Origin of the sequence: Streptomyces sp. DvalAA-43, from assembly GCF_900091725.1 — a bacterium.
Classification (GTDB): Bacteria; Actinomycetota; Actinomycetes; order Streptomycetales; family Streptomycetaceae; genus Streptomyces; species Streptomyces pulveraceus.
Window position 1 is genome coordinate 119,102 of record NZ_FMBW01000063.1, and the last position, 26,645, is coordinate 145,746.

General features: G+C 69.2%; 26 protein-coding genes, 1 tRNA gene and 4 pseudogenes. 16 read left to right on the top strand and 15 right to left on the bottom strand.

Translation table 11 applies throughout. The annotated features are described in order from the left end of the window. Position 1 precedes the first annotated feature (1 nt). The gene (locus tag GA0115234_RS25500) at positions 2-460 is read right to left on the bottom strand and encodes a TetR family transcriptional regulator C-terminal domain-containing protein (protein ID WP_237541723.1); all 459 of its coding nucleotides are present in this window, start codon (positions 458-460) and stop codon (positions 2-4) included. Between GA0115234_RS25500 and GA0115234_RS43730 the strand changes: the two genes are divergently transcribed. From GA0115234_RS43730 to GA0115234_RS43735, 3 genes are all read left to right on the top strand, one after another. Further along, positions 459-716, top strand: a complete 258-nt coding sequence (locus tag GA0115234_RS43730) for a hypothetical protein (protein WP_237541725.1) — start codon at positions 459-461, stop codon at positions 714-716. The two genes, GA0115234_RS25500 and GA0115234_RS43730, sit on opposite strands and share 2 nt — an antisense overlap. 662 nt (positions 717-1,378) lie before the next feature. Continuing rightward, positions 1,379-1,654 carry a hypothetical protein gene (locus GA0115234_RS25505; RefSeq protein ID WP_093545943.1) on the top strand — a complete coding sequence of 92 codons (276 nt, stop codon included), beginning with the start codon at positions 1,379-1,381 and terminating at the stop codon, positions 1,652-1,654. A 253-nt stretch (positions 1,655-1,907) separates the two neighbouring features. Beyond that, entirely contained in the window at positions 1,908-2,366 is a 459-nt protein-coding gene (locus GA0115234_RS43735) for a hypothetical protein (RefSeq protein WP_237541727.1), read from the top strand. Positions 2,367-2,596: 230 nt separating this feature from the next. Here the strand turns inward: GA0115234_RS43735 and GA0115234_RS25515 are convergent, their stop codons facing one another. Both GA0115234_RS25515 and GA0115234_RS25520 read right to left on the bottom strand, forming a co-directional pair. Then, positions 2,597-3,196, bottom strand: a complete 600-nt coding sequence (locus tag GA0115234_RS25515; protein WP_093545946.1) for a cysteine hydrolase family protein — start codon at positions 3,194-3,196, stop codon at positions 2,597-2,599. A 96-nt stretch (positions 3,197-3,292) separates the two neighbouring features. After that, entirely contained in the window at positions 3,293-4,537 is a 1,245-nt protein-coding gene (locus GA0115234_RS25520; RefSeq protein WP_093545949.1) for an MFS transporter, read from the bottom strand. A gap of 140 nt (positions 4,538-4,677) precedes the next feature. Between GA0115234_RS25520 and GA0115234_RS25525 the strand changes: the two genes are divergently transcribed. Next, complete coding sequence (locus GA0115234_RS25525; RefSeq protein WP_093545952.1) at positions 4,678-5,613, top strand: LysR family transcriptional regulator; 936 nt, start codon at positions 4,678-4,680, stop codon at positions 5,611-5,613. A gap of 41 nt (positions 5,614-5,654) precedes the next feature. Here GA0115234_RS25525 and GA0115234_RS44140 read toward each other — a convergent pair. Next, positions 5,655-5,804, bottom strand: a pseudogene (locus tag GA0115234_RS44140) (site-specific integrase); the annotation flags it as partial. A gap of 162 nt (positions 5,805-5,966) precedes the next feature. Here GA0115234_RS44140 and GA0115234_RS25535 point away from each other — a divergent pair. Both GA0115234_RS25535 and GA0115234_RS25540 read left to right on the top strand, forming a co-directional pair. Then, positions 5,967-6,947, top strand: a complete 981-nt coding sequence (locus tag GA0115234_RS25535) for a threonine ammonia-lyase (RefSeq protein ID WP_093546127.1) — start codon at positions 5,967-5,969, stop codon at positions 6,945-6,947. A gap of 208 nt (positions 6,948-7,155) precedes the next feature. Next, a tRNA-Met gene (locus GA0115234_RS25540) sits at positions 7,156-7,229 on the top strand. A gap of 130 nt (positions 7,230-7,359) precedes the next feature. On the opposite strand, the gene GA0115234_RS25545 is transcribed toward GA0115234_RS25540, so the two are convergent. Together GA0115234_RS25545 and GA0115234_RS25550 are read right to left on the bottom strand one after the other, a co-directional pair. Then, positions 7,360-8,052: an alpha/beta hydrolase gene (locus tag GA0115234_RS25545; RefSeq protein ID WP_093545955.1), complete on the bottom strand. Its 693-nt coding sequence runs from the start codon at positions 8,050-8,052 to the stop codon at positions 7,360-7,362. A 245-nt stretch (positions 8,053-8,297) separates the two neighbouring features. After that, positions 8,298-9,206, bottom strand: a complete 909-nt coding sequence (locus GA0115234_RS25550) for a helix-turn-helix transcriptional regulator (protein ID WP_093545958.1) — start codon at positions 9,204-9,206, stop codon at positions 8,298-8,300. 226 nt (positions 9,207-9,432) lie between these two features. On the opposite strand from GA0115234_RS25550, the gene GA0115234_RS25555 reads away from it, so the two are divergent. From GA0115234_RS25555 to GA0115234_RS25570, 4 genes are all read left to right on the top strand, one after another. Next, on the top strand, positions 9,433-10,410 hold the full coding sequence (locus GA0115234_RS25555; RefSeq protein ID WP_093545961.1) for an aldo/keto reductase: 978 nt from the start codon (positions 9,433-9,435) through the stop codon (positions 10,408-10,410). 50 nt (positions 10,411-10,460) lie between these two features. Then, complete coding sequence (locus tag GA0115234_RS25560) at positions 10,461-11,489, top strand: zinc-binding dehydrogenase (protein ID WP_176729271.1); 1,029 nt, start codon at positions 10,461-10,463, stop codon at positions 11,487-11,489. A 50-nt stretch (positions 11,490-11,539) separates the two neighbouring features. After that, positions 11,540-12,391 (top strand): aldo/keto reductase, encoded by an 852-nt coding sequence (locus GA0115234_RS25565; protein WP_093545967.1) that lies wholly within the window; start codon positions 11,540-11,542, stop codon positions 12,389-12,391. Between the two features lie 651 nt (positions 12,392-13,042). Further along, positions 13,043-13,630 carry a hypothetical protein gene (locus tag GA0115234_RS25570; RefSeq protein ID WP_141718478.1) on the top strand — a complete coding sequence of 196 codons (588 nt, stop codon included), beginning with the start codon at positions 13,043-13,045 and terminating at the stop codon, positions 13,628-13,630. A gap of 54 nt (positions 13,631-13,684) precedes the next feature. Here GA0115234_RS25570 and GA0115234_RS44455 read toward each other — a convergent pair. Further along, positions 13,685-13,798 (bottom strand): annotated as a pseudogene (locus tag GA0115234_RS44455) (AAA family ATPase); the annotation flags it as partial. Between GA0115234_RS44455 and GA0115234_RS25575 the strand changes: the two are divergent. Further along, a complete protein-coding gene (locus GA0115234_RS25575) occupies positions 13,767-14,441 on the top strand; it encodes a S1 RNA-binding domain-containing protein (protein ID WP_176729274.1) in 675 nt (224 codons plus the stop codon). The pseudogene GA0115234_RS44455 and the gene GA0115234_RS25575 overlap by 32 nt on opposite strands. 4 nt (positions 14,442-14,445) lie before the next feature. Here GA0115234_RS25575 and GA0115234_RS25580 read toward each other — a convergent pair whose 3' ends face one another. Then, positions 14,446-15,708, bottom strand: a complete 1,263-nt coding sequence (locus tag GA0115234_RS25580; protein WP_256088813.1) for an alpha/beta hydrolase family protein — start codon at positions 15,706-15,708, stop codon at positions 14,446-14,448. A gap of 185 nt (positions 15,709-15,893) precedes the next feature. Here GA0115234_RS25580 and GA0115234_RS25585 point away from each other — a divergent pair, with 185 nt between their 5' ends. Next, positions 15,894-16,529, top strand: coding sequence for a GNAT family N-acetyltransferase (locus GA0115234_RS25585; RefSeq protein ID WP_093545973.1), 636 nt, complete (start codon positions 15,894-15,896; stop codon positions 16,527-16,529). Positions 16,530-16,564: 35 nt separating this feature from the next. Beyond that, positions 16,565-17,410 carry a PaaX family transcriptional regulator C-terminal domain-containing protein gene (locus tag GA0115234_RS25590; protein ID WP_093546133.1) on the top strand — a complete coding sequence of 282 codons (846 nt, stop codon included), beginning with the start codon at positions 16,565-16,567 and terminating at the stop codon, positions 17,408-17,410. Positions 17,411-17,906: 496 nt separating this feature from the next. Here GA0115234_RS25590 and GA0115234_RS25595 read toward each other — a convergent pair. Together GA0115234_RS25595 and GA0115234_RS42505 are read right to left on the bottom strand one after the other, a co-directional pair. Further along, positions 17,907-18,324 (bottom strand): annotated as a pseudogene (locus GA0115234_RS25595) (hypothetical protein). 83 nt (positions 18,325-18,407) lie between these two features. Continuing rightward, entirely contained in the window at positions 18,408-18,560 is a 153-nt protein-coding gene (locus GA0115234_RS42505; RefSeq protein WP_161275662.1) for a hypothetical protein, read from the bottom strand. Between GA0115234_RS42505 and GA0115234_RS25605 the strand changes: the two genes are divergently transcribed. Together GA0115234_RS25605 and GA0115234_RS25610 are read left to right on the top strand one after the other, a co-directional pair. After that, positions 18,559-19,254, top strand: coding sequence for a hypothetical protein (locus GA0115234_RS25605; RefSeq protein ID WP_141718479.1), 696 nt, complete (start codon positions 18,559-18,561; stop codon positions 19,252-19,254). The two genes, GA0115234_RS42505 and GA0115234_RS25605, sit on opposite strands and share 2 nt — an antisense overlap. Further along, positions 19,251-20,348 (top strand): NUDIX domain-containing protein, encoded by a 1,098-nt coding sequence (locus GA0115234_RS25610; RefSeq protein ID WP_093545982.1) that lies wholly within the window; start codon positions 19,251-19,253, stop codon positions 20,346-20,348. Before GA0115234_RS25605 ends, GA0115234_RS25610 begins: the two co-directional genes overlap by 4 nt. Positions 20,349-20,355: 7 nt before the next feature. Here GA0115234_RS25610 and GA0115234_RS25615 read toward each other — a convergent pair whose 3' ends face one another. From GA0115234_RS25615 to GA0115234_RS43745, 4 genes and pseudogenes are all read right to left on the bottom strand, one after another. Then, positions 20,356-20,760 (bottom strand): hypothetical protein, encoded by a 405-nt coding sequence (locus GA0115234_RS25615; protein ID WP_093545985.1) that lies wholly within the window; start codon positions 20,758-20,760, stop codon positions 20,356-20,358. A 1,313-nt stretch (positions 20,761-22,073) separates the two neighbouring features. After that, a complete protein-coding gene (locus tag GA0115234_RS25625; RefSeq protein ID WP_093545988.1) occupies positions 22,074-22,490 on the bottom strand; it encodes a hypothetical protein in 417 nt (138 codons plus the stop codon). 150 nt (positions 22,491-22,640) lie between these two features. Continuing rightward, positions 22,641-23,534 (bottom strand): aldo/keto reductase, encoded by an 894-nt coding sequence (locus GA0115234_RS25630; protein WP_256088814.1) that lies wholly within the window; start codon positions 23,532-23,534, stop codon positions 22,641-22,643. Positions 23,535-24,251: 717 nt separating this feature from the next. Next, a pseudogene (locus GA0115234_RS43745) lies at positions 24,252-24,347 on the bottom strand (AAA family ATPase); the annotation flags it as partial. Positions 24,348-24,385: 38 nt separating this feature from the next. Here GA0115234_RS43745 and GA0115234_RS25635 point away from each other — a divergent pair. Continuing rightward, a complete protein-coding gene (locus GA0115234_RS25635; protein ID WP_093545995.1) occupies positions 24,386-24,952 on the top strand; it encodes a YciI family protein in 567 nt (188 codons plus the stop codon). Positions 24,953-25,122: 170 nt separating this feature from the next. On the opposite strand, the gene GA0115234_RS25640 is transcribed toward GA0115234_RS25635, so the two are convergent. After that, the gene (locus GA0115234_RS25640; protein ID WP_093545998.1) at positions 25,123-26,562 is read right to left on the bottom strand and encodes a carboxylesterase/lipase family protein; all 1,440 of its coding nucleotides are present in this window, start codon (positions 26,560-26,562) and stop codon (positions 25,123-25,125) included. Positions 26,563-26,645 lie beyond the last annotated feature (83 nt).

Below are 26,645 nucleotides of genomic sequence, written 5' to 3' on the forward strand. Positions count from 1 at the left end.
CCTACGCGACCGGCCGGTCGTCCGCGACCAGCAGGTCGGACAGGTGGGCGTCGAGCGCCGCGGCGCACCGCTGCGCGTCGCAGAGGTTCGAGTGGAGGACGGCGGCCAGGCTCAGCCCGTCCAACAGCGAGGCCAGCCGCTCGGTCTCCGCGTCCAGGTCGCGGCCGGGACGCAGCGCGCCGCCGGCATCGAGACCGTCGAGGATCCGGCGTATGAGCGCGCGCTCGCCGGTCGCGGCCCAGCGCGAGAGCCCGGCGAAGGCCGCGTTGGTGCGGGCGGTGACGACGAAGTCGAGGAAGACGGCGACCTCGGCCCGGCGCCGCTCGTGGAGCGGCAGCAACTCGCCGAGCAGGGCGGCCGCGAGACGGCGCTGCTCGGCGCGGGTGTGCCGGCGGAAGTCGCCGATGTCCTCCAGACGGGTACGGAGCCGTTCGCTGAGCCGGTCGAGCATCGACCGCATGGGCGAAGGTCATCAACTCCTGCTGACTGTCGAAGTAGTGGCGCGGCGACCCGATGTTGAGCCCGGCCTCGTCGGCGACCGCGCGCAACAAGGCGCGTTGCAGCCCCTCTCGGACGGCGACCCGGAAGAGGGCATCGACGACGGCATTGCGGCGGGCGACGGGATCCACACGTTTCGGCACCACACGAACACATCCCGGGCGTGCGGGGCGTTCCGCCGGGTGCTCTGTCGTTCCTCGTCGATCCTCGTGGGGTGACGCCGGGCCCGTCGTGAGCCGACGGCGGTGTGTCGATGCCTACACCGAGGACGGAGTGGGGCGGGCGGCACCGGGCCGTCCCCGCTTGGAAACGGGGGGCGGTGGTGAGACCGCGCCGCGGAAGACCGCGTAGGTCCCCAACGGGATCGTGGACAGCGATTCCTCGTACTGAAGGCGAGCCAGCACATGCCGCCGTCCAGGAAGTCATGCCGGGCGAAGTCCAGGAGAGTGCCGACCCGTTCGCGCTGCCGCGACCACCGCCACCACGGTCGCAACGCCACACGCGCTCTACCCCAGGGTGGCGCCCATCAGCCTCCCGCCCGACCGGCGGACTCTCGCGACGGCATGCCGGCCATGACGGTCGGCGCCCCATCGCACTTCACCCAGGGCCGCCTTCGGCAGAGTCCACCTCATCAGGCGCCGGGCTTTCCCCGACGCCGAAGGCAGTCGCGGCCCTATCGGTATCCGTACGGCGGGCAAGTACAGCATTCAACGGGCAAGGGGCATATTTCACCCGGAACCCCTGCCATGCAGGGCTCACGGGTTGTTGCGCGGAGAGCATCCAGCGCGCCTCCCTCGCAGTCGACTACGAAGAGTATTGGATCAACTACGCAGATGCCGTTCGGCGCCTGCACACCCCCACGCTCATGGAGTTGATTCCTATGCGTATGCGTACTTTCACGCGAGCCCTGGCCATCGGCGCCCTCGCCGTCCCGGCCCTGATCGGCTGCGCCGGCCTGGCTTCGGCCGACGAGGGCCTCGACGCGAACTTCGGCAAGGGACAGTTCGTCGCCAACGAGAACGGCGCCGGAGTGGCTGACACCAACTCCGTCGTCAGCCCCGACGGCGTTCAGCACACCTCCTTCTGGATCTGGTCCGACGACAATGGCGTGTCCGGTTCGTTCAACGGCTCGGGTGCCACCTGGAAGAAGAGCTGACCGTCGACGCGTCCTCGCACCAGGGGTACAACGCTCACCCCTGGTGCGGGGGATCGGGAACCCGCCGACGCTCGGCGACCGGTGGAAGCCGGGGCCCGCAGGACAGCATCCGTGCCGCCGCCCCGGACCGGCACGCAGCTGCCGGCGCCGTCCGGGGCCAAGTCGTGCGGCCAGGCAGTTTCGTTCGAGTCAGTGTGTTCTGGCCGTACCTGCCGATCGCCTTGGGAGCGCGCTGTCCAACTACAGTGCAGGCATGACAATCCGCAGGGTCATGCCCAACGTCGTCACTGAGGACATCGAGGAGAGTCGGAGCTTCTACGGCGATTTCCTGGGCATGGACGTACGTATGGACGAGCCGGGATTCTTGATGCTGGCCTCGCCGAGCAACCCCACCGCGCAGATGACAGTGGTTTCACCAGCGGCGGAGTCCTGGGACCCCGACACCTGTCGTACGGCGATGGCCAAGGAACAGGGCCGGCTCGGTGAGGTCGCCGCGATCGAGGCCAGCCTCGCTGCCGCAGAGCAGAAGCTCGCCGCCATGCACGACCTCGCGGCCCGTCACCCCACCGTCCACCTCGGCATGCCCGATTTCCGTGGCGTGGTCGCGCGCATCGACGCCGAACAGCGACTCGGCCGGTACTCCTTCCAGCTTCCCGACCTGCCCGGCGGCCTGCGTCCGCTGCGAGACCCGGACGCGGCCGAACGGACGTGAATCGGGTGCGGGTGGCATTCGCCGCCGGGGCTGTCCCGGCGGTGACGTGTGCACTGGTCACCGGATCGTAGGGTGCCAGGAGACCTGACGTCGGCTGAGGTTGCGACGGCGACGAGCGGCGGGCGGGTGCGGGTAGGCGGCGGTGAAACTCCAGGCCGCCGCTGGGGTGTGGGCGGCCACCACACCGGGTGGGTGCGGCGGCCGTGGGTGGGATCGGCTCGTGGTTCGAGTCAGTCAGCCCCGAGCAGGGCCCGCAGCTCGGTGGTGTCGATGATGTGGGCCCGTGAGGGGAAGACGCGGTGGAGCAGGACGTCGTGGACTTCGGTGTCTGGGTCGGCGACGCCGTCGGACAGGACGTAGAGCTGGTAGTCGCGGTCGGCCGCGTCGATGACTGTGGACAGGACGACTCCGCTGGTACTGACGCCGGAGACGACCAGAGTGGTGATGCCGCGCTCGCGTAGCTGCTGGTCGAGGTCGGTGGTGGACATGCTGCCGTGGCGGATCTTGCGCACGATGATGTCGCCGTCCTGGGGAGCCAGGCGCTCGTGGACGGCAGCGGCAGGGTCCTTGTGGTGCATGACGCGGTGTTGGGCCAGCGGGGCGAAGGACTTGTTGGAGGCCGGGATCGCGTCCCATTCGGCCTCGGTGAAGCCGACGCGTACGTAGGCAATGGCGCCGCCGTTCGCGCGAACGTCGGCGATGGCCCCTTCCACGCGACCGAGCAGGGCGTTTCGGTCCTCGCCTTCGGGCACAACGGCCAGGATCGCGGGCTGGTAGTCCATGACGAGAAGAGCGGTGTGCGCGGGGTCAAGTACGGGGGCAGTGCTCACGCGATGTTCTCCTTGCTGGTGGTGTACCTGGTCGACGCGGACGCGCACCGGTGGACCGGCTGAGGGCCGCGGGCTTCAGTGGTGAGTTGCGGTGTCTCATGAGTGGCCGCGGGACAGTTCCGGCTCGTGCTGCGACGTCTGCTCCGGTCGGGGAAGCAGGAGCGGTGTGGTCAGGATGAGCAGTCCTGCGACCGTGAGAGCGGTGCGTGGGCTGGTGACGTCGGCGAGCAGCCCCGCGAGCGCGGTGAGGACGGCGACAGACGCCTGCTGCCCGATCGACCAGGCCGACAGGGTGCGGGCGACCAGATGCTTGGGAGTGTGTTCGAGCCGGTAGGTGGCGAGCACCGGGCTGTACAGGCTCATGTTGATGATGATCGCCAGCTCGACGGCCATCACCGTGACGAGGCCGACGACGCCGGGACGGACAAAGGCCAGACCGATCAGCCAGATGGCGCGCAGGGTGCCGACTGTCCGGAAGACCCAGTGCCGGCCGAAGCGGGCTACGACACGGCGGGCCAATCGTGAGCCGATGAGTCCGCCGAGGCAGGGGGCGGCGAAGGCGAGGGCGTACTGCCAGGGTGGGAACCCGAGCTGGCGGAGCAGGAGCACGGCCAGCAGCGGCTCGGTGGCCATGATCAGACCGGCGACGAGCATTTGGTTGAGGTAGAGCGGCCGCAGACCGGGGTGGCCCAGGATGTGTCGCCAGCCGTCGAGCAGTGCGCCCGCCCGGATCGGGCTCTTGTCGGTCGTTCGCGGCGCTTCTTCCTGACCGCGGATCGCGGTGATGCCCAGCGCGGAGAGAAGGTAGCTGAGCGCGTCGGCCACCACGGTGGTCACCGGCCCGAACAGGCCGATCGCCGCCCCGCCCAGTGGTGGCCCCACCGCGATGGAGCTCCAGTTCGTGGACTCGAACCGCGCGTTGGCGACGAGAAGGTCGTCCGGCCGTACAAGGGCCTTGAGGTAGGCGCCGCCGGCCGCGTTGAAAGCGATCTTGGCTGCGGCGACCACGGCCGAGACCACGAGCAGTTGGACGAAACCGAGCCACCCGAAGGCGTAGGCGACCGGGATCGTCGCCATGGCCGCAAACCGGGCCAGGTCCATCATGACCATGACCTGGCGCTCGCGCCGGAACTCCACCCACGGCGCGAGCGGCACCGCGATCAGCGCACCCACCGCAGGCCCCACCGCGGACAGCGTGGACACCTCAGCAGGTCCGGAATGCAGCACCAGCACGGCGATCAGCGGCAACGCCCCGAACCCCAGCCCGGACCCATACGCGCTCACCGCATAGGACGCCCACAGCCAGCCGAACCGCCGGCCCAACCGTCTCCTGCCCACCATGCTCAGCGCACTCCCCTTGAGATCCCACCCGAACAAACTGACGTTGACCGATGAGAGATAAGCGGGCAGGACAACAGCAGGTCAAACAACTGACCTGCCAGCAATCCACAACTACCGGTTGTTCACTATGGTGGGTCGGCGTGGATCTCGAAGCAGTACGTACCTTCGTCGCCGTCGCGGAAGCCGGCCAGTTCCAGAAAGCCGCCGCCGACTTGTCGATCACTCAGCAGGCCGTCTCCAAGCGCATCGCCACGCTGGAGCGCACCCTCGGCGTGCGGCTGTTCACCCGCACGCCCCGCGGCGCCGAGCCGACCATCGACGGGCAGGCGTTCCTACCCCATGCGCGCGAGCTGCTGCGCGTCGGAGAGCGCGCGGTCGCCTCCGTCCGCACCGGCCGCCGTCCGCTGCGCGTCGATGTGATCGCCTCGCGTGTCGCGCCGTCGGGCCTGATGCGCGGCTTCCACCGCGCGCACCCCGAGATCGACCTCGACGTGGTGATGCTGTTCGACGTCGAGACGGCCGTCGCCGCCATCCGGTCCGGTGCGATCGACGCCTCCTTCCGCGCCGTCGCCATGCCCGGCCGGCCCCTCCCCGAGGGCATCGAGTCCGTCCGGGTTCTCGACGAGCCCCACCAACTCCTCACCGGTCCCGCCCACGCGCTGGCCCGCGCCCGGTCGGTGACCGTCGCCCAGCTCGCCGGGCACCGGATCTGGATGCCCGGCCTCGTCCCCGGAACCGAGTGGACCGCCTACTACGACGACCTCGTCGCCGAGTTCGGCCTCACCATCGAGGCAACTGGCCCCAACTTCGGCTCCGACACGCTGCTCGACACCATCGCCGACACCCCGGCCCTGGCCACCTTCACGACCGGGCAGACCCGCCTCGTCTGGCCCGCCGGCCACGGCCTGCGCCGCATCCCGGTGATCGACCCGACACCCGTCTACCCGCACTCACTCCTCTGGCACCGCGACAACCCCCACCCGGCGCTGGCCACCCTCCGCTCCCACCTCGCCGCCACGGCGGCTGACCGCGATGCCGCCGGGACCTGGAGGCCGTGCTGGGTGATTCCTCGCTGAACGGCCTCGTCCGCGCGGCAAACCCTGCCCGGCGCAGGCGGTCAATGGCGGGCGTCACCGGGGGCGAGCAGGCTGGTCAGCTCGGAGATCGCATCGGGGGAGGGCTTGAAGTGGCGGCGGACGTTCTCCGGCTTCTTGTGCGGGGACTTAGCCATCGGCGTCAACAGCGAGGCACCCTGCTCGCCGACCTGCCTCACGGCGGGCGAGGTGACCCGGCCGTTCGTCGCGATCACCGCGATGTCGGCGCCGTGGACCTGGCGGGCGGCACGGTTGAGGGCCTGAAGACCCGGCGTGCCGACCGTGGAGCCGACGAGGCCGTGGCACCAGCGCCGGTGGCGCTACGCTGCTGTGTCGTGAAGGAGACGCGTCTCGACACCACTCGGATCCGGGAGGCTCGCCGGGTCATCGACCCGGTCTTTCTCAACACTCCGTTGTACCGCTGCGAGGCGCTGGAGCCCGTCCTCGGGTGCGCGGTGAGCGTCAAGCTCGAAACGGCGAACCCGGTCCGCAGCTTCAAGGCACGCGGCACCGAGGTAGTCGCGAGCCGGCTGGCCGACAAAGCCTCGCGAGCCGCGGTGTGCGCGAGTGCGGGCAACCTCGGCCAGGCCCTCGCGTGGTCCGGTCGCGGCCATGGGCTCGACATCACCGTCGTGGCATCCCGCTTCGCGACTCGGGCCAAGCTTGATCGCATCCGCGCACTGGGCGCCGGGCTGGAGTTGGTGGACGGCGACCACGAGACGGCTCGCGAGCGGGCCGCGGCCATCGCGCGGTACGACGGCATCCGGCTGGTCGAGGACAGTCTGGACATCGAGACCTGCGAGGGTGCCGCGACCATCGGCCTGGAACTGGTGGACACCGCGCCGTCGTTCGACACCGTCCTGGTCGCCCTCGGCGGCGGGGCACTGGCCACCGGCGTGGGCCATGTGGTGAAGGCGCTGGCGCCCGAAGTGGAGGTGATCTGCGTCCAGCCGCTGGGCGCACCGGCGATGACACACTCGTGGCACAGGCGACGTGTCGTCACCACCGACTCGACCGACACCATCGCTGACGGCGTCGCCGGCCGGCGTCCCGTCCCGGCCGTCCTGGACGACCTCCTCCTGGTCGCCGACGACGCCGTCCTGGTCCAGGAGGCTTCGATCGTCGCCGGTATGCGGATGCTCCTCGACCACGCCGGCCTCGTCGTCGAACCTTCGGCCGCGCTCGGCATCGCGGCGATCCTCGAAGACCGTGACCGCTTCGCCGGCCGACACGTCGTCACCATCGTGTGCGGCAGCAACGTCGACGTAGACGCCTACCGTCGCTGGGTCGGCGCGGCTCCCGCCCGCAGGTCTTGACCATCACTCTCGTACTCTTGGCAGTCTTGCTGAAGGCCTCACTGCCGCGTCTCCCGCCGTCTCCCGCACGTCTCGCGGTGTGGGGCGAGACGCGGATGGTGACCGGGCAACCGTGCCCACAGATGCGCTGGCACCGGCTCCGGGCGAAAGCCGAGACGAAAGCCGATTCGGCCGAGCCGGATCGATGCCGTACAGTTCATTCCACCGACGCGGGGTGGAGCAGCTCGGTAGCTCGCTGGGCTCATAACCCAGAGGTCGCAGGTTCAAATCCTGTCCCCGCTACTCACACGTGAAGGCCCGGTGGATACCGGGCCTTCAGTGCGTCCGGGCCCCGCTCGATCCTGGTCCTTGGGAGACAGGGCTCCGAGACGGAGAAGGCGTCAGCATCCTGGGCGACATCGAACCAGGCCGGTCAGACAGCCGTGGCCGCGGCTTCCTCGACGAGGTCGGTGACCGCACCCGGCTGAGAGGCCAGAGAAGCATGGCCGGCGTCCAGTTCGAGGATCCTGCGCGGTTTCATGCGCTCGGCCATGCGACGTTCGTTGTCGGGGTGGATCATGCGGTCGCTGGTGGAAATCTGGTACCAGGTCGGCTTCGCGCGCCAGGCCGGCGCAGTGACGTTGTCACCGAACGTCGATGCCAGCGGTGCCTTCTGCGTGACGGCCATGACCAGCGCCTCCTCCGCCGACAGGTCCTGGGCGAAGCTCTCGTGGAACTTGTCCTGCTTGACCCACAGGTAGCCGTCGGAGTCCGGGGCGAGGTTCTCGAACGCCGCCGGGGGCTTCTCCTGACTGATCTGGCCCGGACTCTCGCCGGCGTCCGGAGCGAACGCGGCGATGTAGACCAGACCGGCGACGTTGGGCAGGTCACCCGCCTCGGTGATGACCGCGCCCCCGTAGGAATGCCCGACCAGCACCACCGGACCGTCGATCTGCCTGACCATCTTGCGGGTGCGTTCGGCGTCGTCCGCGAGCGAGGTCAGCGGATTCTCCACGGCGTGCAGTGACCCGAATCCGCGACGATGCAGCTCCGTGATGACCTTGCCCCAGTGGGCGGCGCCGCCCCAGAAGCCGTGGACCAGCACGATTGCGGGCTTCTCAGCCATGAGGTCTGCCTTTCACGAGCCAGGGAGAGTCTGCCTCTTCAAGAAGACCGCAGAGCTGTAGCCACCGCACGCCGGACTCACCCCGCAGGTGAATGGCCCATGTGCCCACAGCCGGGTCGGAAACACTCCCTCGTGCTCTGACCGCATGGGTTCGCCGGGGGCATCGGCTGCGACAGGCCGCGAGTCCGTACGTACCCTCGCCCTGTGAACGGTCAGGAACCGCCGGTCACGGTCCCGGAGGTGGCTTACGGCTGGTGACCTGTGGCTTTCGGGTTGGTTGCAGGATGTTGTGCCGGTTGCGGTGCGGTCATGTCGAGCAGGAGCAGGGCGTCGTGGTCGGGGCTTCCGGGTTCGGCGGTGTAGACGCCGATGCGCTGGCCGGGCGTGCCTTCGACGTGCAGGGACTGGGAGGTGAGGGTGAGCGTGCCGACCTGTGGGTGGTGGAACGTCTTGTGTGCGGGCTTGCGGCCGGTGACTTCGTAGCGCTCCCAGAGTCCCGCGAAGTCGGGGCTCTTGAGGAGGAGTTCGCCGACGAGATTGGTCAGGTCCGGGGCGTCGGGGGCGGTGCCGGCGACGGCGCGCAGGCGGGCGACGCAAGCGGTGATCTGCCGGTCCCAGTCGGAGAAGAGGTCGCGGGCCGCGGGGTGGAGGAACAGGTAGCGGGCGAGGTTGCGCTGCTTGACCGGCCAGTCGTCCAGGCCCGCGTACAGGGCGAGACCGCCGGGGTTCCAGGCGAGCATGTCCATGCTGCGGCTGATGACATACGCCGGGTTCGGGCGGAGCGATTCGAGCAGCAGCTTGAGGTGGGGGCGTACGGTGCGGCTGGGCGCGGGCGGCGGTTCGGGGATGTACCGGGCGGCGCGGGCGGCGAGCTCGCGCAGGTGCTGGTGTTCCTGGTCGTCCATGTGCAGGGCGCGGGCGAGCGCGTCGAGGACGGCGGGGCTGGGGCGGGTCTCCTTGCCGCGTTCCAGGCGTACGTAGTAGTCGATGCTGATGCCGGCGAGCGTGGCCAGCTCCTCACGGCGCAGGCCGGGGGTGCGGCGGATGCCCGCGCCGACGGTGAGGCCGACGTGTTCGGGGCTGGTCTGGGTACGGCGGGCGCGCAGGAAGCGGCCCAGCTCGACGCCCTCGCTGTGCGCGCTCCGGGATGCCATGGCTCCAGTCTCACCTGCCCAGTGCCTGCCGCGCAGGTGGAAGGGGGGCCCTGTCATTACCCCTGAAGAGTCCGCCCTCCCACACCGGAGCGATCCGGGCGAAGGTGGAGGGGCAAGAGGCCGGTACCCCGGCTTCCGCACCGGGCCATGGCAAGCGCCATCCATCTGCTGGACCGGGCGGGAGGTGAGAGGGTGCCGGGCGACGCCACGATGCGAAGAGGGCGAGATGCGGTACATCAGGATGCGTGACCTGGAGGTTTCCCGGATCGGTCTGGGTGCGATGGGGATGTCCCACGGCTACACGGGTTCCGGCACTGATGAGGCGGAATCGATCAGGACCGTGCACCGGGCGCTGGAGCTGGGTGTCACGCTCATCGACACGGCCGAGATCTACGGCCTCTACACCAACGAGGAACTCCTGGGGCGGGCGCTGAAGGGGCGCCGGGACCAGGTGGTGCTGGCCACGAAGTTCGGCCTGGTCTCCCACGCCGGTGAGGGCGCGTGGAACCTGGACTCCGGCCCGGCCAACATCCGTACCGCCGTCGAGGGCTCACTGAAGCGGCTGGGGACCGATCACATCGACCTGTACTACCAGCACCGGGTGGATCCGAACACGCCGATCGAGGAAACCGCAGGTGCGGTGGCCGAGCTGATCGCCGAGGGCAAGGTGCGCGCCTTCGGGCTCTCGGAGGCGGGCCCGGACACGATCCGCCGCGCCCACGCCGTCCAGCCGGTCACCGCGGTGCAGTCCGAGTACTCCCTGTGGACCCGCGGCATCGAGGACCGTGTCCTGCCGGTCCTGCGGGAGCTGAACATCGGCCTGGTGCCGTTCTCCCCGCTGGGCCGCGGCTTCCTGACGGGCACCGTCCGGTCCACCGACCAGTTCGACGCCTCCGACTTCCGGCGCGACAACCCGCGCTTCACCGGCGAGAACTTCCAGCGCAACCTCGCGATCGCCGACGAGGTGCAGGCCCTGGCCGCTCAGGTGGGCGCGACACCGGCCCAGGTGGCCCTGGCCTGGCTGCTCGCCCAGGGCGACGACATCGCCCCGATCCCCGGCACCAAGCACGTCAGCCGCGTCGAGGAGAACACCGCCGCCGACGCGATCACGCTGACCGCCGAGCAGATCGACAGGCTCAGCAGCCTGCCGCCCGCCGCCGGTGACACCCACACCGAGGCCCAGGCGCTGATGCTCGAACGCTGATCCACCCCCGCCCTCCCGCCGCTCTTCCCTCTTTTGGAGTAACACCTTCCATGCGTGCAGCAGTGATGTACGGAGCCGGAGACCTCCGCGTCGAGGACCGGCCCGACCCGAAGATCGTCGATCCGGCCGACGCCGTGGTGCGCACTGTGGCCGCATGCGTGTGTGGCAGCGACCTGTGGCCCTACCGGTCGATGCCTGCCACCGGTACCGGCCGCCCCATGGGGCACGAGTTCCTCGGTGTGGTCGAGGAGACCGGCGCGGAGGTGAGAGGCCTGAAGACCGGTGACCTGGTCATCGCGCCGTTCACGTACAGCGACAACACCTGCGACTACTGCGCCAAGGGCTTGCAGATCTCGTGTCGCAACGGCGGCCGGTACGGGTTGGACGGCGTCGACGGCGGGCAGGGCGAGGCTGTCCGGGTCCCGTACGCGGACGGCACCCTGGTGAAGGTGCCGGTGGCTGCCGACTCTGCGCTGCTGCCGTCGCTGCTGGCGCTGTCGGACGTGATGACCACGGGCCACCACGGCGCGGTCTCCGCCGGTGTCGGTCGTGGCGATGCGGTGCTCGTGGTCGGCGACGGCGCGGTCGGCCTGTGCGCGGTCATCGCCGCCGGGCGGCTCGGCGCCGAGCGGATCGTACTCGCCGGCCGCCACGAAGCCCGTACCGATCTGGGCCGCCGCTTCGGCGCCACCGACGTCGTCGCGGCGCGGGGCGAGGAGGGCGTCGCCCGCATCCGCGAGCTGACCGGCGGCGTGGACAAGGTGATCGAGGCCGTCGGCACCCGCCAGGCCCTCGACACCGCCCTGGGCGCGGTCCTGGACGGCGGAACCATCAGCCGCCTGGGCGTCCCGCAGTACGAAGAGGTGCCGATCGGGCCGGCCGCGTTCATGCGCAACATCACCCTGACTGGTGGGGCCGGCCCGGCTCGCGCCTACATCGAGCAGCTGCTGACCGATGTCCTGGACGGCACCATCACCCCCGGCCTCGTCTTCGACCGGACCTTCACTCTCGACCGCACGCCGGACGCCTACCGGGCCATGGCCGACCGCCAGGTCCTCAAGGCCCTCATCCGCCCCTGACCTTCCCCCTCTCCCCCTCCCACCCGCACACACCGAAGGACATCCAGCACATGCAGTTCGTCACCCTCAACAACGGCGTCGAGATGCCGCTGCTCGGCTTCGGCGTCTACCAGATCCCCGCCGAGGAAACCGAGCGCGCCGTCTCCGAAGCGCTGGCCACCGGCTACCGGCTGCTGGACACCGCGGCCGCCTACGGCAACGAAGAGGCCGTGGGCCGCGCCATCAAGTCCAGCGGCATCGCCCGCGAGGACCTGTTCGTCACCACCAAACTGTGGGTCCAGGACGCCCCGGCCGAGGAGAACACCCGCCGCGCCTTCGAGACGTCCCTGAACAAGCTGGGCCTGGACCACCTCGACCTGTACCTGATGCACCAGCCCTTCGGCGACGTCTACGGCCAGTGGCGCGCCATGGAGTCCTTGAACCGCGCGGGGGCGGCGAAGGCGATCGGCGTCGCCAACTTCTACCCCGACCGTCTGATCGACCTGATCGTCAACAACGAGATCGTGCCGGCGGTCAACCAGGTCGAGACCCACCCGTTCTTCCAGCGCGCCGACTACCAGGACCTCATGCGCGAGCACGGGGTACGGATCCAGTCCTGGGGCGGCTTCGCCGAAGGCAGGAACGACCTGTTCGCCAACCCGCTGCTGGCCGAGATCGGCAAGGAGTGCGGCAAGTCCGTGGCACAGGTGGTCCTGCGCTGGCTGACCCAGCGCGGCGTCGTCGCCATCCCCAAGTCGGTACGGGCCGCGCGCATGGCCGAGAACATCGACGTCTTCGACTTCCGGCTCAGCGACGAGCAGATGGCCCGGATCGCCACCCTGGACACCGGCAGCTCCCTGTTCTTCGACCACCACGACCCCGAGATCGTCACCTGGCTCGCCAAGCGCCGCCTGGACACCTGACATCCGCGTCCGCGCCAGGGGCGCGAGCGACAGGCCGCGCCGACGGCCGCTGCTCGCCCCTTTCCGCTTCCGGATACGTGGGCGAAGGGCCCCATGAGCACGTATGCAGCAGCTCGCCGGGCGGCGAACCGCTACTGCTCGTACGGTCGGGCATGGGTGCCCTGACAGGACGGTGCTCCTGGGCTGGCCCTGCGGTCACTTCGCACGTTCCGCGGGGCCAACCCGCCCGTCAAGTCGGAACATCGGCGTGACCGCCGATCAGCCTTGCGAGCGACGCCCCTGCGAGTGCGGCAGCAACACCCCTGCGAGCACGGCAAGTGACCCTGCTCAGTCTCAAGTGACCTGCTCAGCCTGACGTGTGAGTGACAGGAAGCCGTACGAATCGAGTTCAGCGACAGGCCATGGAACGAAGCTTCAGCGACAGGCCATAGATAGAACGAAGCCGTCAGCAGTGGAGGCCTCCAGAACGGGCTGCATCGCGATCACCCGGGCACGAGCGGAGGAAACAGTGAAGGCCGGCTGCCCTCGGACTCGCAGCTGAGCAACGTTCAGCAAGTGCGGCGCGAGCACCGAGGCCCGGTGCGGATGTCAGTGCGCTGCGATAGAAACTCCGGCAGTAGCGTGAACGCGTCTGCGGAAGAGGGACCCACCATGACGGACAACACAATCTCAGATGCCACACCGGGCGAAAGTGTGACGGATCCGGTCACCGGGCTGACCGGCCGCATCGGCGTCGTCGGCGGAATCGAGTCGCTGGTCCTCGACGGACGCCGCCTGTGGTTCGGCTTCGACTTCACCTCCGACCAGGTGCTCTCCCCTCTGATCGACGACGCAGACGCCATGGCGCAGTATGCCGCGCGGCACATGCGCCAGCGCACAGGTGCCCACGACGAGTCCTACTGGGCCCAGCTCGTCCAGACCGCCGTGGAGAACTCAGATCTGGTGCGGCACGACGAGCAGCGCACCTTCACCACGCAATCGCTGGAAGCAGGGGATGCCGGTCCCGCACACGGGCATCTGCTCTACCTCCTCGACGCGGCAACGGAGGACCCCGCCGATGACGACCCCGTCCACACCGGTACCGGATTCGAGGAGCGGGCCACGCAATCCGGTCTCCGGCCCGACGAGGTGACCCTCGATGGCAAGGACGGGGTACGGGAGACGGCACTGACCCTGCACGCGGTCGGCAACTGGTCGCTGCTGTTCGCTCCGTACTCCCGCAGCGCACAAACCGCCTGACCGCGGGCTCGGACCCGCCGCTGTGTCAGCCGGCCTCGGCGGTTTCCGCGGCCTTGCCCGGACTCGGGTGTTGGCGGGCCGACAGGAGTCGGTGCCGGTCTCGACGATGGCGCCGTTGAAGGTGAGCCGGTCGACGATGGCCGCGCAGGCAAGCGGGTCGGGCGCCGTCGCATACCGCCGGGGCGGCCAGGTGGCCGCGGCGTACGGATTCGCCCTGGGCCTCCGGATGGCTTCCCATGAGAGGGTGGACGCCATGGAGAACCGCGAGCTCTGGGCCTTCCTGAACTCTCTTCGTACCGGCGACGTGCTCTCGGGCAGGATCGCGTCGATCGAGCGGTTCGGCGTGTTCGTGGCGCTTGACAGCGGCCCTGACCACCCGGTCTTCCCCGGCGTCGGGTTCATCACGATTCCCGAACTGTCCTGGCGACACTTCGAAGATGCCTCGGACATCGTTCAGGTGGGACAACGCGTTTCATGCGAGTTCCTTCAGTTCGACACGACGAACGGAGAGGCCAGGCTGTCCTTGCGAGCAATGCAGCCCGACCCCTTTCAGACGTTCGCCGACAGCACCACGGTGGGGCAGACGTTGCAAGGGCGGGTCACCAAGCTGATCCCGTTCGGCGCCTTCGTCCAGGTCACCGATGGCATCGTGGGACTGGTCCATCTGCAAGAGCTCGCAGAGACGCCCATCGAAGCTCCGGAAGAAGTCGTCCAAGTCGACGACAAGGTCGTGGTCGTCGTCACTGGGATCGACCGCGAGCGTCGCAGGCTGGCACTTTCGCGCCGACAGGCTTCTACGGCTCTCGACTGACCGCTCAAGGTACCGCCCCGACCCGAAGCAAGTTCTCCACCGCCGTCTCCGTCCAGGCAGAGTTCAGGTCCCGCCCCCAATACCTTTTTCGTGGTCCCGCAATGGGGCTCCCGGCCTCCGGGACCGGCATGACCGCTCCCCCCTGTTGAACGTATGGCCGTGGGGTGGTGTCACCGGTCCCGGAGGCGCTGACAGACCGCTGATCAGGGGCACGACCGTTCGCCTCACAGTGCACCGGGCGGTACACGTGAGCGTGCACCGCGCGGGCCGAGCTTGCGGGAGTGGCACGGCTGCCTCGGCTGAGTTCCTCGAGGAACTGTCGTTGGCCGTCCAGGAATCCGTCCGCGAAGAGCGAGTGCGGGGAGAAGAGCGCGGTGAGCGTGATCTTGAGGTCCGACTGCTCAATGGACTGCTTGAGCAGTGAATGGGTCGCGTCCGGGTAATGCTTGACCGTCAATGCGCCGCCTGCGTCCAGCACCTTGTGGTACGTGCGCTCCGTGTCGGCGGTGTCCACGTTGATGTCATGGCCTGCGAGGGTCAGCAGCACCGGTACGCCGCGCAGGGCGCGGAGGTCTTGTGTGGCGTCCGCGGTGTAGTTCTTGGAGATGAAGCCCCAGCGATCGGCGGTCATGCCGTCCGCGTCGCCGCCCATCGCCCTGACGTACTCCTCGAAGGTCGCGTGGCGTTCCAGCAGCCGGAGGGTGGTGTCGCTCTTGGCGGTCTCCGCCTTGGTGCGGGCTGCTGATGCGTCGTCGGCGCGCAGCTCGGCGAGGAGGTTGTAGCGGCCCTGCTGGAGCCAGTTGATCGCGGGCGAGACGGCGATGACGAAGCTCACGGGCGTCTTGGCGGCGATCTTCGGAAGGACCCAGCCCGCCTGGCTGGCGCCCCAGAGCCCGATCCGGTCGCCGTCGATGTCCGGGCGGGCGCGGGCCCAGGCGATGGCGGCGGCTGCCTCGTCGGCCCGGTCGTCCATGGACTGGTCGAGCCAGTCGCCGGGTGCGCCCGCGACGCCGGGCTTGTCCCAGGACAGGGAGGCGTACCCGGCCTTGGCGTTCGCCTCCCACATGGGCTTGTAGCCGTCGTCGTGGGTGGCGTCGACAGGGCCGTCGCCGTGGACGTACACGACCAGGCCGGGGTGCTTGCGGCCGTCCCTGGGGATGGCCAGTACGCCGTTGAGGGTGTGGCCGCCGTGGCGGATCGTGACCCGCTGCTCGTCCATGTCGTAGGAGTTCTGCCACAGCACCACACCGACGAGGCCGGCGGTCACGACCAGGACCGTGACGAGTGACCACACGGCGATGCGGATTCCGCGGCGTCGGGGCTGGGTCTTCGGACACATGGGATGGCTGCCTCTGTTCGGGTTCGAGTGGACACCTAAACTATCACCAGTGAAACGATCACTGAGAGTTTGATAGATTTGAATCCCGGTTTCAGAGAGAAAGGGAGCACAGCATGGGACTGGACACGACAGGTCCCGGGGCCGGACCGGTGACAGTGCGGCGGGGCGTTCCGGCCGGAGCCGAGCGGCGGGCGGCCGAGCTGTACTGGGACGCCTTCGGCCGCAAACTCGGTCCCGCCCTGAACCCGCCGGGCAAGGCGGTGCCCTTCATCGCCGCCCACCTGAACGCCGATCGCGCGGTCTGCGCACTCCTGGACGGGCAGCTCGTCGGCCTCGCCGGCTACCAGCACGACGGGCGGGCCCTCACCGGAGGATCGGCTTGCGCCGTGCTGCGGGCGTACGGACACCTACGTGGACTGCACCGACTCCTGCTCCTCGCCCTGTTCGAACGCCGCCCGGCCCCCGGACAACTCGTCATGGACGGCATCGCCGTGGACCCGGCCATGCGCGGCCGGGGCGTCGGGAGCATGCTCATCGAGGAAGTAGCCGCCGTCGCGGCGGAGCAGGACTGCCGGGAGATCAGACTGGACGTGATCGACACCAACCCGCGCGCCAGGGCCCTGTACGAGCGGCGCGGCTTCACGGCCGTACGTACCGAGCACACGCCCTACCTGCGCGGGCTGCTCGGATTCGGCGCGGTGACCACCATGCACCGCCCGGTCGGAACAAAAGGAGTGAGAGAACTGTGAGCGCCGAGACCGACCACGTCGAAATCCCCACCCGCATGCTCGTCCACGCGCTGATCCGCGAGGACGGCACCGTCGACGCGGATGAGCTGTACACCGTCGCCAACACTCTGGGCATGAGCGACCAGCAGGTACGGCTGTGCATCAAACGCCTCGTGTCCGAAGGCCGATTCACCCACGAGGGCCGAGGCCGCAAGGCGGAGCTGCACGCGACCACGGACACCAAGCGTGCCCTCGCCCCCAATGCGGACTTCCTGCGGCACGCATTCCAACAGGATGCCGGGCTCGCGCCCTGGGACGGTGTCTGGCACCTGGCCGCCTTCGCGGTGCCCGAATCGGCGCGCACCGCCCGGGACGCCCTGCGCGAGACGCTCGTCCACCTCGGCGGCGCCCCGCTCCAGGGCGGATTGTACGTCTGCGCCAACACGTGGGAACCGTACGTCGAAGAAGCGGCCCACCGCCTCGGCACCCACGACGCGCTCACCCTCCTCACCACGACGGACCTGCGCAAGGGAGACACCCAGGAACCTGCCGAACTCGCCCGACGTCTATGGCCCCTGCGGGAGACCGCCGATCGCTACTCCCACCTCAGCCGCATCGCCCGGCCCCGCCTCGCCCGGCTCACCGGCCCTGCCGAACTCTCCTCATCCGCACTCCTCACCATCGCTGTCGAGCTGGCCGCCGAACTCACCCGCGCCATGGAGCCCGACCCGTTGCTACCGCCTCAGCTCCTGCCCCGGCCCTGGCCCGGCGCCCAGGCCCGGGAGCTCATCGCCCAGTGCTGGGCGGCCCTGCACGAACGTGACCAGGGCGAAGCCCGCCCGGCTCTCTTCCGCCTCTACGCCGACATCACCCGAGAAACAGCAGACCGGACCGCGCACTGAAGACGGAACGGACGGCGCGGTTCGTGCCTGATGGGAGGACTCGTCCCGATGACTTGACGGCGTAGCAACGTGAGGTGTCCATGTGTTTGGTCAAGCTGTGTGGCTCACAATGCGGGCATGGATGACCGGGGTGGGGACTCGGTGTCGGTGTGACGCGTCGAGGGGCCGGTTCTCGTGGCGGCCCATGTAATTCCTGCCGTCGCAGGGGTGAGGGCGGTCGTTGGGTGGGGCGGGTGGGCTTCGTCTCTCCGGCGGCGGAGACAACACGGTCGGCCGCGCTGCGGACGGGCCGGCCGTCGGCGTCGCGGTGTTCTTGTGGTGGACGATTCTCAGGGTCCGGCTTGAGGTCGCCCTGGTCGCATCGTGACGATCAACCCATGGGGGGCCCACCGCCTTCTCCTGGATGAGGTGACTTTTGTGCTCGTAGAGAGTTCCGTCGCGGAGCATGGCGAAGAGGACGTCGGCACTTTCTACGAACCACGGCCGGCAGCGGCGGTCACGTGACCAGAGGCTCCGCCGACAGCACCACCTGATCGGCCTCACCATCGAACCCGAGCACCGGATGACTGTGGTCGCCGCCCTCGGCGTCCATCAGCACCGGCTTGCCCAGCCGCAGCCCGACCACCCGCAAGAAGTCGCAGAACACATCCAGTCGCTCCTGGCCCTGGAGCTCCCGCAGATCAACATCGAAGCCGATCTCCTCCACCGCCCAGAACCGGAGAATCGCCAGCACATCGGCAGCCGGCCAGACCCTCAGCTCCGGGCGCTCAGCGTCAGCCGGGCGAGGCAGGACTGCCTCCGCCCGAGGCACCGGCAGCACCGTCTCGCCTTCGGAGTACTGAAACGTCCGGCAGCGACCCCATCGAATCCGGATCGAAGAAGCGCACTACGTCATGCCACAACAAGTCAGGCAGCACGCCATGCTGCCCTGGGCCTCACCAGAACACAGCCCGATTTCCTTGACGAACCTCATAGGCCCCCGGGAGCAGATGACGCTTCAGGCCAGGTCGAGCAGGCTCTGGTGGAGGCCGGCGCCTCGCTCGTAGCGGATGTGAAGGCACATGAACCGATGCAGCCAGGCGATGACGCGCTCAACGACCCGGCGCACCTTGCCCGGTGCTGTCAGTCCCGTCTGCAACCATGCCCCCATGACCAATAGCGGGCCCCCACTCCCCACCGACAAGACCGCCGCCACCGACCACGCTCGACAGAACATGCAGAGCCTGGTCGCCGAGCTCACCGGACGCGGCTGCGAGGTCCTCCTCTTCAACAAGGAAGGCAGGCCGGCGCCGCAGGAGGGAAGTCTGGAGTTCGACATCGAGGCCCCCGACTCCTACGGCGACACCCTGGTGGTCCCCGGCATCCCCACCCGGTCCCTGAAGTCCGCTACAGAGAAGGACAGTTGGCTCCTCCGCTGGGGCCACAAGTCCTACACCTGGACCGCCTTCGTGGAGGAAAGGTCCGCCCTCGCCCAGGGATTGCGCACCATCCACGCCAACGCCGACCTCTTCGTCGCCGAACTACGCAAGCACGGACTGCCGTTGAACGCCGACGGGGTGGGCCCCGACTGGGACGCGGCGTCGAGCACGTGGATCACGTACGACCTGCCGATCGGTGACGAAGTCGTGTACGTGTCCTTCCCGGACCAGCCCATCGGGCCGGGACTGGACCAAGTCCTGTACGTCCAGGGCGAGGAGCACACCTGGGAGGCGGCCGTCATGGCGGTCTTCACCGAAGCGGGAGTCCCGGTGCCGGACCGGCCGCCCCGCATCAGCTCACCTCCTGACCGCGACCACCTCCCCGTCGCCGGCCCAGACGGCCGAGTCCGATCGGAAGAGACATGACGACAACTCCCACTCCTGGCAACCAACCCCGCAGGCCGATGAGCGACGAGGAGTACGGAGCCCTGCGGGCTCGGGCCGCGCTGTGGGCCGGCGCGTCCGTGCTGATCACCAATCCGCTGGGGAAGGTACTCGTCCAGCGCGTCGACTATCGCGACACATGCCTCCTGCCGGGCGGCGCCGTCGACGCGGGCGAGTCACCGGCTCACGCCGCTGCGCGCGAGGTGATGGAGGAGCTCGGCGTCACCGCCGTGGCCGACCGGGGCCTGGCCGTCGACTGGGTCTCCGCCGACAGCTTCGGCGCACCCCCGTCCATGCGGTTTCCAGGCGAGATCGTGCATGTCTTCGACGGCGGTACCTGGGACGACAACCGGATCGCAGAGATCCGCCTGCCCGGCCACGAGATCACCGGTATCGAGTTCGTCGAACCCGCCCGACTGCCCGGCCTGCTCTCCCCCACCGATGCGCGCCGCGCCCTCTCGGCGCTCCGCGCCCGTATCAACGCCGCCGGCACGGTGCTCCTGGCGAACGGCCTCCCGATCGCCCCCACCGTCCTCGACCGCCTCGGCGCCCTGCGATCCGCCCGCGCCGAGCACCACTACCCGTGGCGCGACGCCCCATCCCCGCACGGGCTCACGGTGACACAGGTCCACGGATGGCTGTTCGCTCCGGACGGGCGCGTACTCGTCCTCCTCGAACCCGAGACCGGTGCCGCCCGCCTGCCCGGCGGCATGCCCGGGACGCAGGACCACGGTGACCCACTATCGACGCTGTACCGCGAGGCCGAAAGAAATGCCGCAGCCCGGCTTGAGGCACCCCTGCTCCTCGGACACGTAACCGATCCCCGAACACGGCACGATCACCTGCGCTACGCCGCGGCTTTCACCGACGTCGGTGTCCCACGGACCGATCCAGCCACGGACCGGACCTGTACCCGCATCCTGGCCACCCCCGAACAAGCCGCCCAGCTCTTCGACTGGGGCGAACCGGCCACCGATCAGCTTGCCGCAGTACACCGGGCCCGCCACCACCTCGGCCTGCCCAGAGCCGTCCCTCAGCCCGTCACCGAGCTCCCCTGTCCCACGGCCCTGGCCTGAACCTCGCTCACGCATTCGGTTTGGGGTGATCGCCATCCCGGGAGATGGTCACGGTGAGCGTGTACGTACCCATGTGGTGCAGGACGTCGCCGAGGACAGTGGCCACCGGGAGCAGAGGCAGCCGTTGGCCGTGCAGCTGTTCCTCCACCGCGACCTGCAGCCAGGCCAGTTGGCGGACACGGTTGTCCTCGGTCCAGTCCTCACCGGCGTCGTTGTGCCCCCACCGGCATCCGTCCAGCGGCCCGCGACCCAGGTGAGTGCTGCTCCAACCGTAGGCTTCCGTCCTGGCCACGCCGAGACTGAACACGTCCTCGTCCGCCAGGTCGTTCTCGGCAAGGACGCGATCAATCCACGGGTACCGGTGAAAGACCCCGTGCAGGCCCATGATGAGGGTCGGATCGCTCACGTCCATACCACCGCGCTCCTTCTACGCTCCGCACGACAGGGTGACGGTCTTGGTGACCGCTTTCTCGGGGAGTCCGCGATCCCGATCAAGTCGACGTCGATGACGCTCCGCCACTGGGTCTTGATCCGGTTCCCGCACTTCCACCACCCGTGTGCCGATGCCGTCACGGGCGGCGTGCCGGACACGTGGACGTGGTCTCCGTCGGTGATGAACCCGCCGACGTCCGAAGCCGTCATCTCCGAGGCCGCGTAGGCCGATGGTGCAGCAACGCTGACGGACATCGCCACGGCGAAGACCGCAGACAGAAAGGATGTACGCACAGGACTCCCTGCAGATGAGAGGCAGCGGAGACAGGTGAAGTCCTGCTGATCCTTTACCGCGGTAAAGGCAGTAACCTTCCCGTTCGGTCAGATCACCCGATCGATACGGGGCACCTGCCCGCTGACGTCCCGCCAGGCCGACTGGCCACGCCCATGAGTTGAGCCCAGACCCGCCGACGTACCAGGGCCGCCCGCTTACCAGGCCCGCCCGCTTACCAGGCCCGCCGAACAGCAGCACCGATGTCGGCTCGGTCCCGGTTCCCTGGTGGAAAGGTCGCTCGCACGGGTCTCAGGCGCGTTACCAGATACGTGCGCCCAGTCCTGGAAGGGCAGCCTGGCAGTCGCCCTGGCCGTGGTCACCGACCCGAAAGGCCGCTGCTGCGCACCTCGGCGTACAGACAGTACGACTCGGCCCAAGCCGGCATGGCCGCGTCCGGCAATGGATCCACGTGCTCAGTCGTCCACCGGTCGTACTGCGCCCGCCGACAGTCCTCGGCCAGAGCGACGAAGTCGGCACTGCGTCGAGGGGACGCTGGTGGTCCCGCTCGCGGGCCGAGCGCTCCACAGATTCCTCCTGGTAGTAGCGAGCGAGCGCAGCGTCCAGCAACGCTCCTCTGACAGCGATGGCCGCCGCGATGGTGCCCGACACGGCGTTCAGCTCACTATCCGGCGACGGGCATCGGAGAAAGCCCGAACCAGCCGTTCCCACACACCACGGCGATGTCCGCCCCGCCGCCCGTACCGGCCAGGTCACCCCGTCCGTCATCGCTTCTGAAAGGCTCGCGACTTGTGCCACAGGCCTACGCCGAGGGGGGCAAGCCTGCCCGTCCTCAGCCGGGGAGGGCTCGCAACCGACAGCCCTCGTCGACAACGCGGCAGCTCATGCTGCCCCGCCGTAATCGGCCCTGGAGGGCTTGCGGCCTGCACCTGCGCGTTGCTGGCTTTCCCTCCCCCGGGCTCCCGGTCCCGCCCCGTTCCCCACCTCCGCACGGCTGGTGCTCATGGGGGACTGCTCCCGGCCCATGCCGACCAGTGGGGCGTGAGCGGGACTCCGAAGTCCGTCAGTTTCTCCAGGACGTAGTCCCTGGTCTCGTCGGTCATGAAGGGGCAGGCCGCGTCGAGCACGTCCAGGTCGTCGAGCAGGAGCTCCAGCACCTGGAACCAGAAAGCGTCGTTCAGTGTCGTGTCCGTGCTACGCAGGCCGAGATCGACGCATGCGAAGCAACGGCGCAGGAGATCCTCGTGCGCGGACGGACGCCGCAGCGCCGGCATCACCAGCCGGTCGGCGAAGCCGTCTCTCAGGAGCGGGAAGAGAAGCACTTCCCCATCCGCGTCCTCCTCCGCCAGGAGCCGGATGGTCTCCGCCGCCTCGGGCACCGAGTCCAGGAGAATCTCCTGCACGTTCGAACGCGTCATGGCGGACGTCGGCATCCATTCACCTACTCGATAGAACTGGCGGTGCGAGAGTACAACCCTCTGTGTCGGCTGACGCCGTTCGGGCCAGTCCGGGTGCCGAGTACAGCGAGAGGGGTGCAGGCGTCACTCACCTGGGGGCGGGCCCTTCTGTCACGCCTTGCGCGTACGGGTGCCCGGCTCGTGGGTCGGGCGAGCAGGGGTGTCGGAACAGTGGGCGCCGAGTTCGGCGAGTTCGGCAGAAGTGAGAGCGAGGTGGGCCGCGCCAAGGTTCTGCTCCAGGTGGGCCCTGGTGGAGGTGCCCGGGATCGGTAGCACGTTCGGCGACTGGTGCAGCAGCCAGGCGAGGGCCAGTTGGGCAGGTGACACACCCTTGACTGCGGCGAATGATCCCAACGGGCCGTCAGAGCGGCTGAGTTCGCCCCTGCCCAGCGGGAAGAACGGAATGAAGCCGATGCCCTCACGAGTGCAGTGGTCGAGGGTATCGCGGTAGCGCTGACGGGTGAGGCTGAAGATGTTCTGGACGCTGGTGACGGGCACCAGTTCGCACGCACGGACGACGTCATCCACCTCCACCTCCGACAGGCCGATGTGCCGGATCTTTCCCTCGACACGCAGCTCGCCGAGAACACCGAGCTGTTCCGCAAGCGGCACCTGCGGGTCGATGCGGTGCAGGTGGTAGAGGTCGATACGCTCCAAACGCAGGCGGCGCAAGCTCATCTCGACGCACTGGCGCAGGTACTCCGGCCGTCCCACCGCCTGCCACCGGCCGGGGCCCTGCCGGGTCAGGCCGCCCTTCGTGGAGATCACCAGCCCGTCCGGATAGGGGTACAGCGCCTGGGCGATCAGCTCCTCGCTGACATACGGCCCGTACGAGTCGGCGGTGTCCACGAGATCGACCCCCAGCTCCACCGCCCGGCGCAGCAGCCGGACTGCCCGGTCCCGGTCGGCTGGCTCGCCCCACGCCCCCGGTCCGGTCAGTCCCATGGTGCCGAGGCCGAGCCGCCGCACCGGCAGATCCTCACCGAATCGGAATATGTCTGACAATGAGCACTCCTGGGAGGTGAGTTGAAGCAGTATGGCCGACTACACCACCCGACGGTCTGCCGCTGCCATTGAGTTTCCGCGTCCGCGTGGTGGCGCGATCGCTCAGGACACCTCGACACCCCCGGACGCAGCATGTGCGGAACGCGCTTCCGGCCGTCGGCGGGCGTGCGGGCGGCTTCGATCTCCTCGGGCGACGACAGCTCAAGCGGGTGCGGTGACGAAGCCAGTGGGACGCACCCGGTCAGGATCAGGCGCGTCATGGGACCCGAAGCCCCGACCGCACATCCCGCACATCCGCCGCGACTTCGCCCCACCCGCCCCCCACCCACCCGACCTCCGTCTTCACGCGAGCTGGTCCAGCAGCCGGGCGTACGCATCCGCTCCGGCGGGCGGGGCTCGGTCCTGCCGGTCCCGCCGGTCTCCCAGCCCGACACCGTCGCCCGCCGCCCGTTCAGCGCGACGGCGACCTCGTCGGTCGCCAGCCGTGTGCGACCCGAGATCGCCGAGCCGTCTCTCCGGATTCCCGACGGCAGCAGAAACACGCACACCCTCCGACTTCATGATCCGCTCGCGTGGGCGGCGGCCCCGGCAGGCGGGAACGCTGCCCCGCACCGATTCCGCCATCGAAGCCGCCCTGGCCATCGTGCGTGACCTCGCCCTGTTCCTCGCCGACGAGTGCGGCAAGCGGGACTGGGCGCTGACCGATGTGCACGATCTCGCGTCGAAGTCGAACGCCCGCAGACGCTTGTCCCTGAGGAAGGACGCAGTTTTGGTCCAGCGCTCGAAGCGTCGGCGGGCCCGGTCGTCGCACTCGCCGGACCCTGTCCCGAGCAATCCGGTACCGTCTCGGCATGTTGTTCTACGTTCATGCGCAAGACAAGCCGGGAGTAGCTGACCAGTTGCTTGAGTTCGCCGAGGCGCACTGGTCGTACATGGACCGGTTCGACGGCCGGTTGATACTCCGCGGCCCCACCCTGTCCGACGACGGAGAAGAGCACACGGGAAGCGTCCACATCGTCGACCTCGCCGACCGCGCCGCCGCCGAGCGGTTCGCGACGGAGGAGCCGTACTGGAGGGCTGGTCTCTACGGAGAGTTCACGGCCGTCCCGGCGGTGGTGCTGTTGCACCGCGAACTGGCGGCGGATGCCCCGTACACGCTCGTCACCGCCCAGTGGCCCCCGCACGCCCGTACCCCGGGCGACGCCGGGCAGCGGCCACTGGGTGCGGAGCCGGACGGACGGCTGAGCTTCGTGGCTGTCCTGGTCGACGACGACCAGGACAGCACGACGGGCATGGTCGCGGCCGTGCGATCGCTCCCGGACGAGGCGCGGAGCCTGGTCCAGGCGTGGGCAGACCGGCTCGCCGGCGGACCCGCGCCCCTCAAGGCCCAGCGCTGGCAGCGCGGCGGACGCAACTGAGGCGCCGTGGTGGATGAGGGTGCGTGGTGAAAGCGGATCTCGATGTGGACGATCAGGCCTCGTGGAACGATCACGCGTCGAGACACGTGGAGATCTGACGGGCGAGCAGTGAGCCCGTCTGGTCTGCTGTCCGCCCCGACACGATCTGATCGGACGGGACACCTGTTCATTCATTCGCCGAGGATTTCCACCGCGGGACGCTGCGGCGTGCAGGGAGCCCAGCCGGGGTTCCCGGTGTTGGCGAACGCGACCCAGGCTCCGTGTACCCGGGCTGCGAGTCCTGCTGGGGCAGGGGCAGGGCCGAGCAGGCGGGTGTCCCCGTGCAGCCAGGGTTGGTCGGCGATGTCGAACACGAAGGGCAGTTCGACGGTGTGGGCGGCACCGAGTCGCCCGTCCAGGGCCGTCGAGCGGTACCCGAAGGAGTAGACGTGCGTGCGGCCGCCAGAAATCCGCGCGTGGGCCTGCGCCATGCGCGTCGTCCCGTACTCGAACAGGGCCTGCCCGAGTACGGCGGAACGCAACTCGCCCGGTGTTTCGTCCGGCCGTGCCGCCCGGTGCGCGGCGAGGGTGGTCTCCGGGTCCGCATGCACCCGGGCGGTGACGGCGAGTACGTCGGCTTCCGTGGTTGACTCCAGGGCACCCTGCGGTGCGAGGTAGAGGCGCCCCTCTTCGGTGTTGGTGCCGATGAGCAGGTCGATGTCGCCCGCCGGGCCGTCGGCGAGACCGTCGGCGGGCTGGACCGGCAGGACCAGGCTGAACGGGCTGAGCCCGACCAGCGGATCCGTGGCGGTGCTGGTACGGAGGTCGAGGCCGGTCAGTGCGGGCAGGATCGCCAGGAAGCGCTCGTCCGGGATCGGGGCGAACGCCTCGGCGGTCGGTTCGACGCCCAGTGCGGCGGCCGCCGCGGCGGTGACCCGTTGTGCTTGTTCCGGAGTGAACGCGCCGGTGCCGTTGCCGCTCTGGATGATCGCTCGCTGGAACAGACCGCCTGCCTCCGGTGTCGCGAGCAGCGCGCCGGTGAGCGTGGCGCCCGCGGACTGGCCGAAGACCGTGACGTTCTCGGGGTCGCCGCCGAATGCTGCGACGGTGTCGTGTACCCAGCCGAGCGCGGCGAGTACGTCCAGCAGTCCGCGGTTGGCCGGAGCACCCGCCAGATCGAGGAACCCGGGGATGCCGAGGCGGTAGTTCACCGTCACGAGGACGATGTCGTCGCGGGCGAACGCGGTGCCGTCGTAGAGCGCGGCGCGGTTCGAGCCGGTGACGAACCCGCCGCCGTGCACGAAGACCATGACGGGACGCCTTCCGCCGTCGGCGGCAGGCGTGTGGACATCGACGGTCAGGTACTCCTCGCCGGGCACCCAGCCCGGCCCGAAGTAGGGGACCATGTCGAGCCGGCCGAAGTCACGGACCGGCTGGGGAGCCGTCGGCGAGGGCCGCGTGCCGTCGCGGACACCGGACCAGCCCGGGTGCGGTACGGGTGGCGCGAAACGGCCGGCGCCGGTGGGGGCCGCCGCGTAGGGGAGGGCGCGGTAGCGCACGCCGGATCCGTCACGGAGGCCGCGCACAGCGCCCGCCGGGGTTTCGACGACCGGATCTGTCTGTCGGGGCACGGGACACGCCTGCTTCCTGGAGAGAGGCATCGGGGAACGCTCCTTTCTGGAGGAACTGGAGGTCTGGAGGAGCTGAAGGAACT

Coding starts and splice junctions, on each gene's coding strand:
- GA0115234_RS43735 (WP_237541727.1), top strand. CDS start 1,908: ATGACAATCCGCAGGGTCATGCCCAACGTCGTCACTGAGGACATCGAG.
- GA0115234_RS25550 (WP_093545958.1), bottom strand. CDS start 9,206: ATGGCATCCCGGAGCGCGCACAGCGAGGGCGTCGAGCTGGGCCGCTTC.
- GA0115234_RS25585 (WP_093545973.1), top strand. CDS start 15,894: ATGGGACTGGACACGACAGGTCCCGGGGCCGGACCGGTGACAGTGCGG.
- GA0115234_RS25500 (WP_237541723.1), bottom strand. CDS start 460: ATGCGGTCGATGCTCGACCGGCTCAGCGAACGGCTCCGTACCCGTCTG.
- GA0115234_RS25555 (WP_093545961.1), top strand. CDS start 9,433: ATGCGGTACATCAGGATGCGTGACCTGGAGGTTTCCCGGATCGGTCTG.
- GA0115234_RS25570 (WP_141718478.1), top strand. CDS start 13,043: ATGACGGACAACACAATCTCAGATGCCACACCGGGCGAAAGTGTGACG.
- GA0115234_RS25590 (WP_093546133.1), top strand. CDS start 16,565: ATGCTCGTCCACGCGCTGATCCGCGAGGACGGCACCGTCGACGCGGAT.
- GA0115234_RS25575 (WP_176729274.1), top strand. CDS start 13,767: ATGGCCGCGCAGGCAAGCGGGTCGGGCGCCGTCGCATACCGCCGGGGC.
- GA0115234_RS25610 (WP_093545982.1), top strand. CDS start 19,251: ATGACGACAACTCCCACTCCTGGCAACCAACCCCGCAGGCCGATGAGC.
- GA0115234_RS25545 (WP_093545955.1), bottom strand. CDS start 8,052: ATGGCTGAGAAGCCCGCAATCGTGCTGGTCCACGGCTTCTGGGGCGGC.
- GA0115234_RS43730 (WP_237541725.1), top strand. CDS start 459: ATGGGCGAAGGTCATCAACTCCTGCTGACTGTCGAAGTAGTGGCGCGG.
- GA0115234_RS42505 (WP_161275662.1), bottom strand. CDS start 18,560: ATGGGGGCATGGTTGCAGACGGGACTGACAGCACCGGGCAAGGTGCGC.
- GA0115234_RS25565 (WP_093545967.1), top strand. CDS start 11,540: ATGCAGTTCGTCACCCTCAACAACGGCGTCGAGATGCCGCTGCTCGGC.
- GA0115234_RS25505 (WP_093545943.1), top strand. CDS start 1,379: ATGCGTATGCGTACTTTCACGCGAGCCCTGGCCATCGGCGCCCTCGCC.
- GA0115234_RS25605 (WP_141718479.1), top strand. CDS start 18,559: ATGACCAATAGCGGGCCCCCACTCCCCACCGACAAGACCGCCGCCACC.
- GA0115234_RS25615 (WP_093545985.1), bottom strand. CDS start 20,760: ATGGACGTGAGCGATCCGACCCTCATCATGGGCCTGCACGGGGTCTTT.
- GA0115234_RS25635 (WP_093545995.1), top strand. CDS start 24,386: ATGTTGTTCTACGTTCATGCGCAAGACAAGCCGGGAGTAGCTGACCAG.
- GA0115234_RS25625 (WP_093545988.1), bottom strand. CDS start 22,490: ATGACGCGTTCGAACGTGCAGGAGATTCTCCTGGACTCGGTGCCCGAG.
- GA0115234_RS25560 (WP_176729271.1), top strand. CDS start 10,461: ATGCGTGCAGCAGTGATGTACGGAGCCGGAGACCTCCGCGTCGAGGAC.
- GA0115234_RS25520 (WP_093545949.1), bottom strand. CDS start 4,537: ATGGTGGGCAGGAGACGGTTGGGCCGGCGGTTCGGCTGGCTGTGGGCG.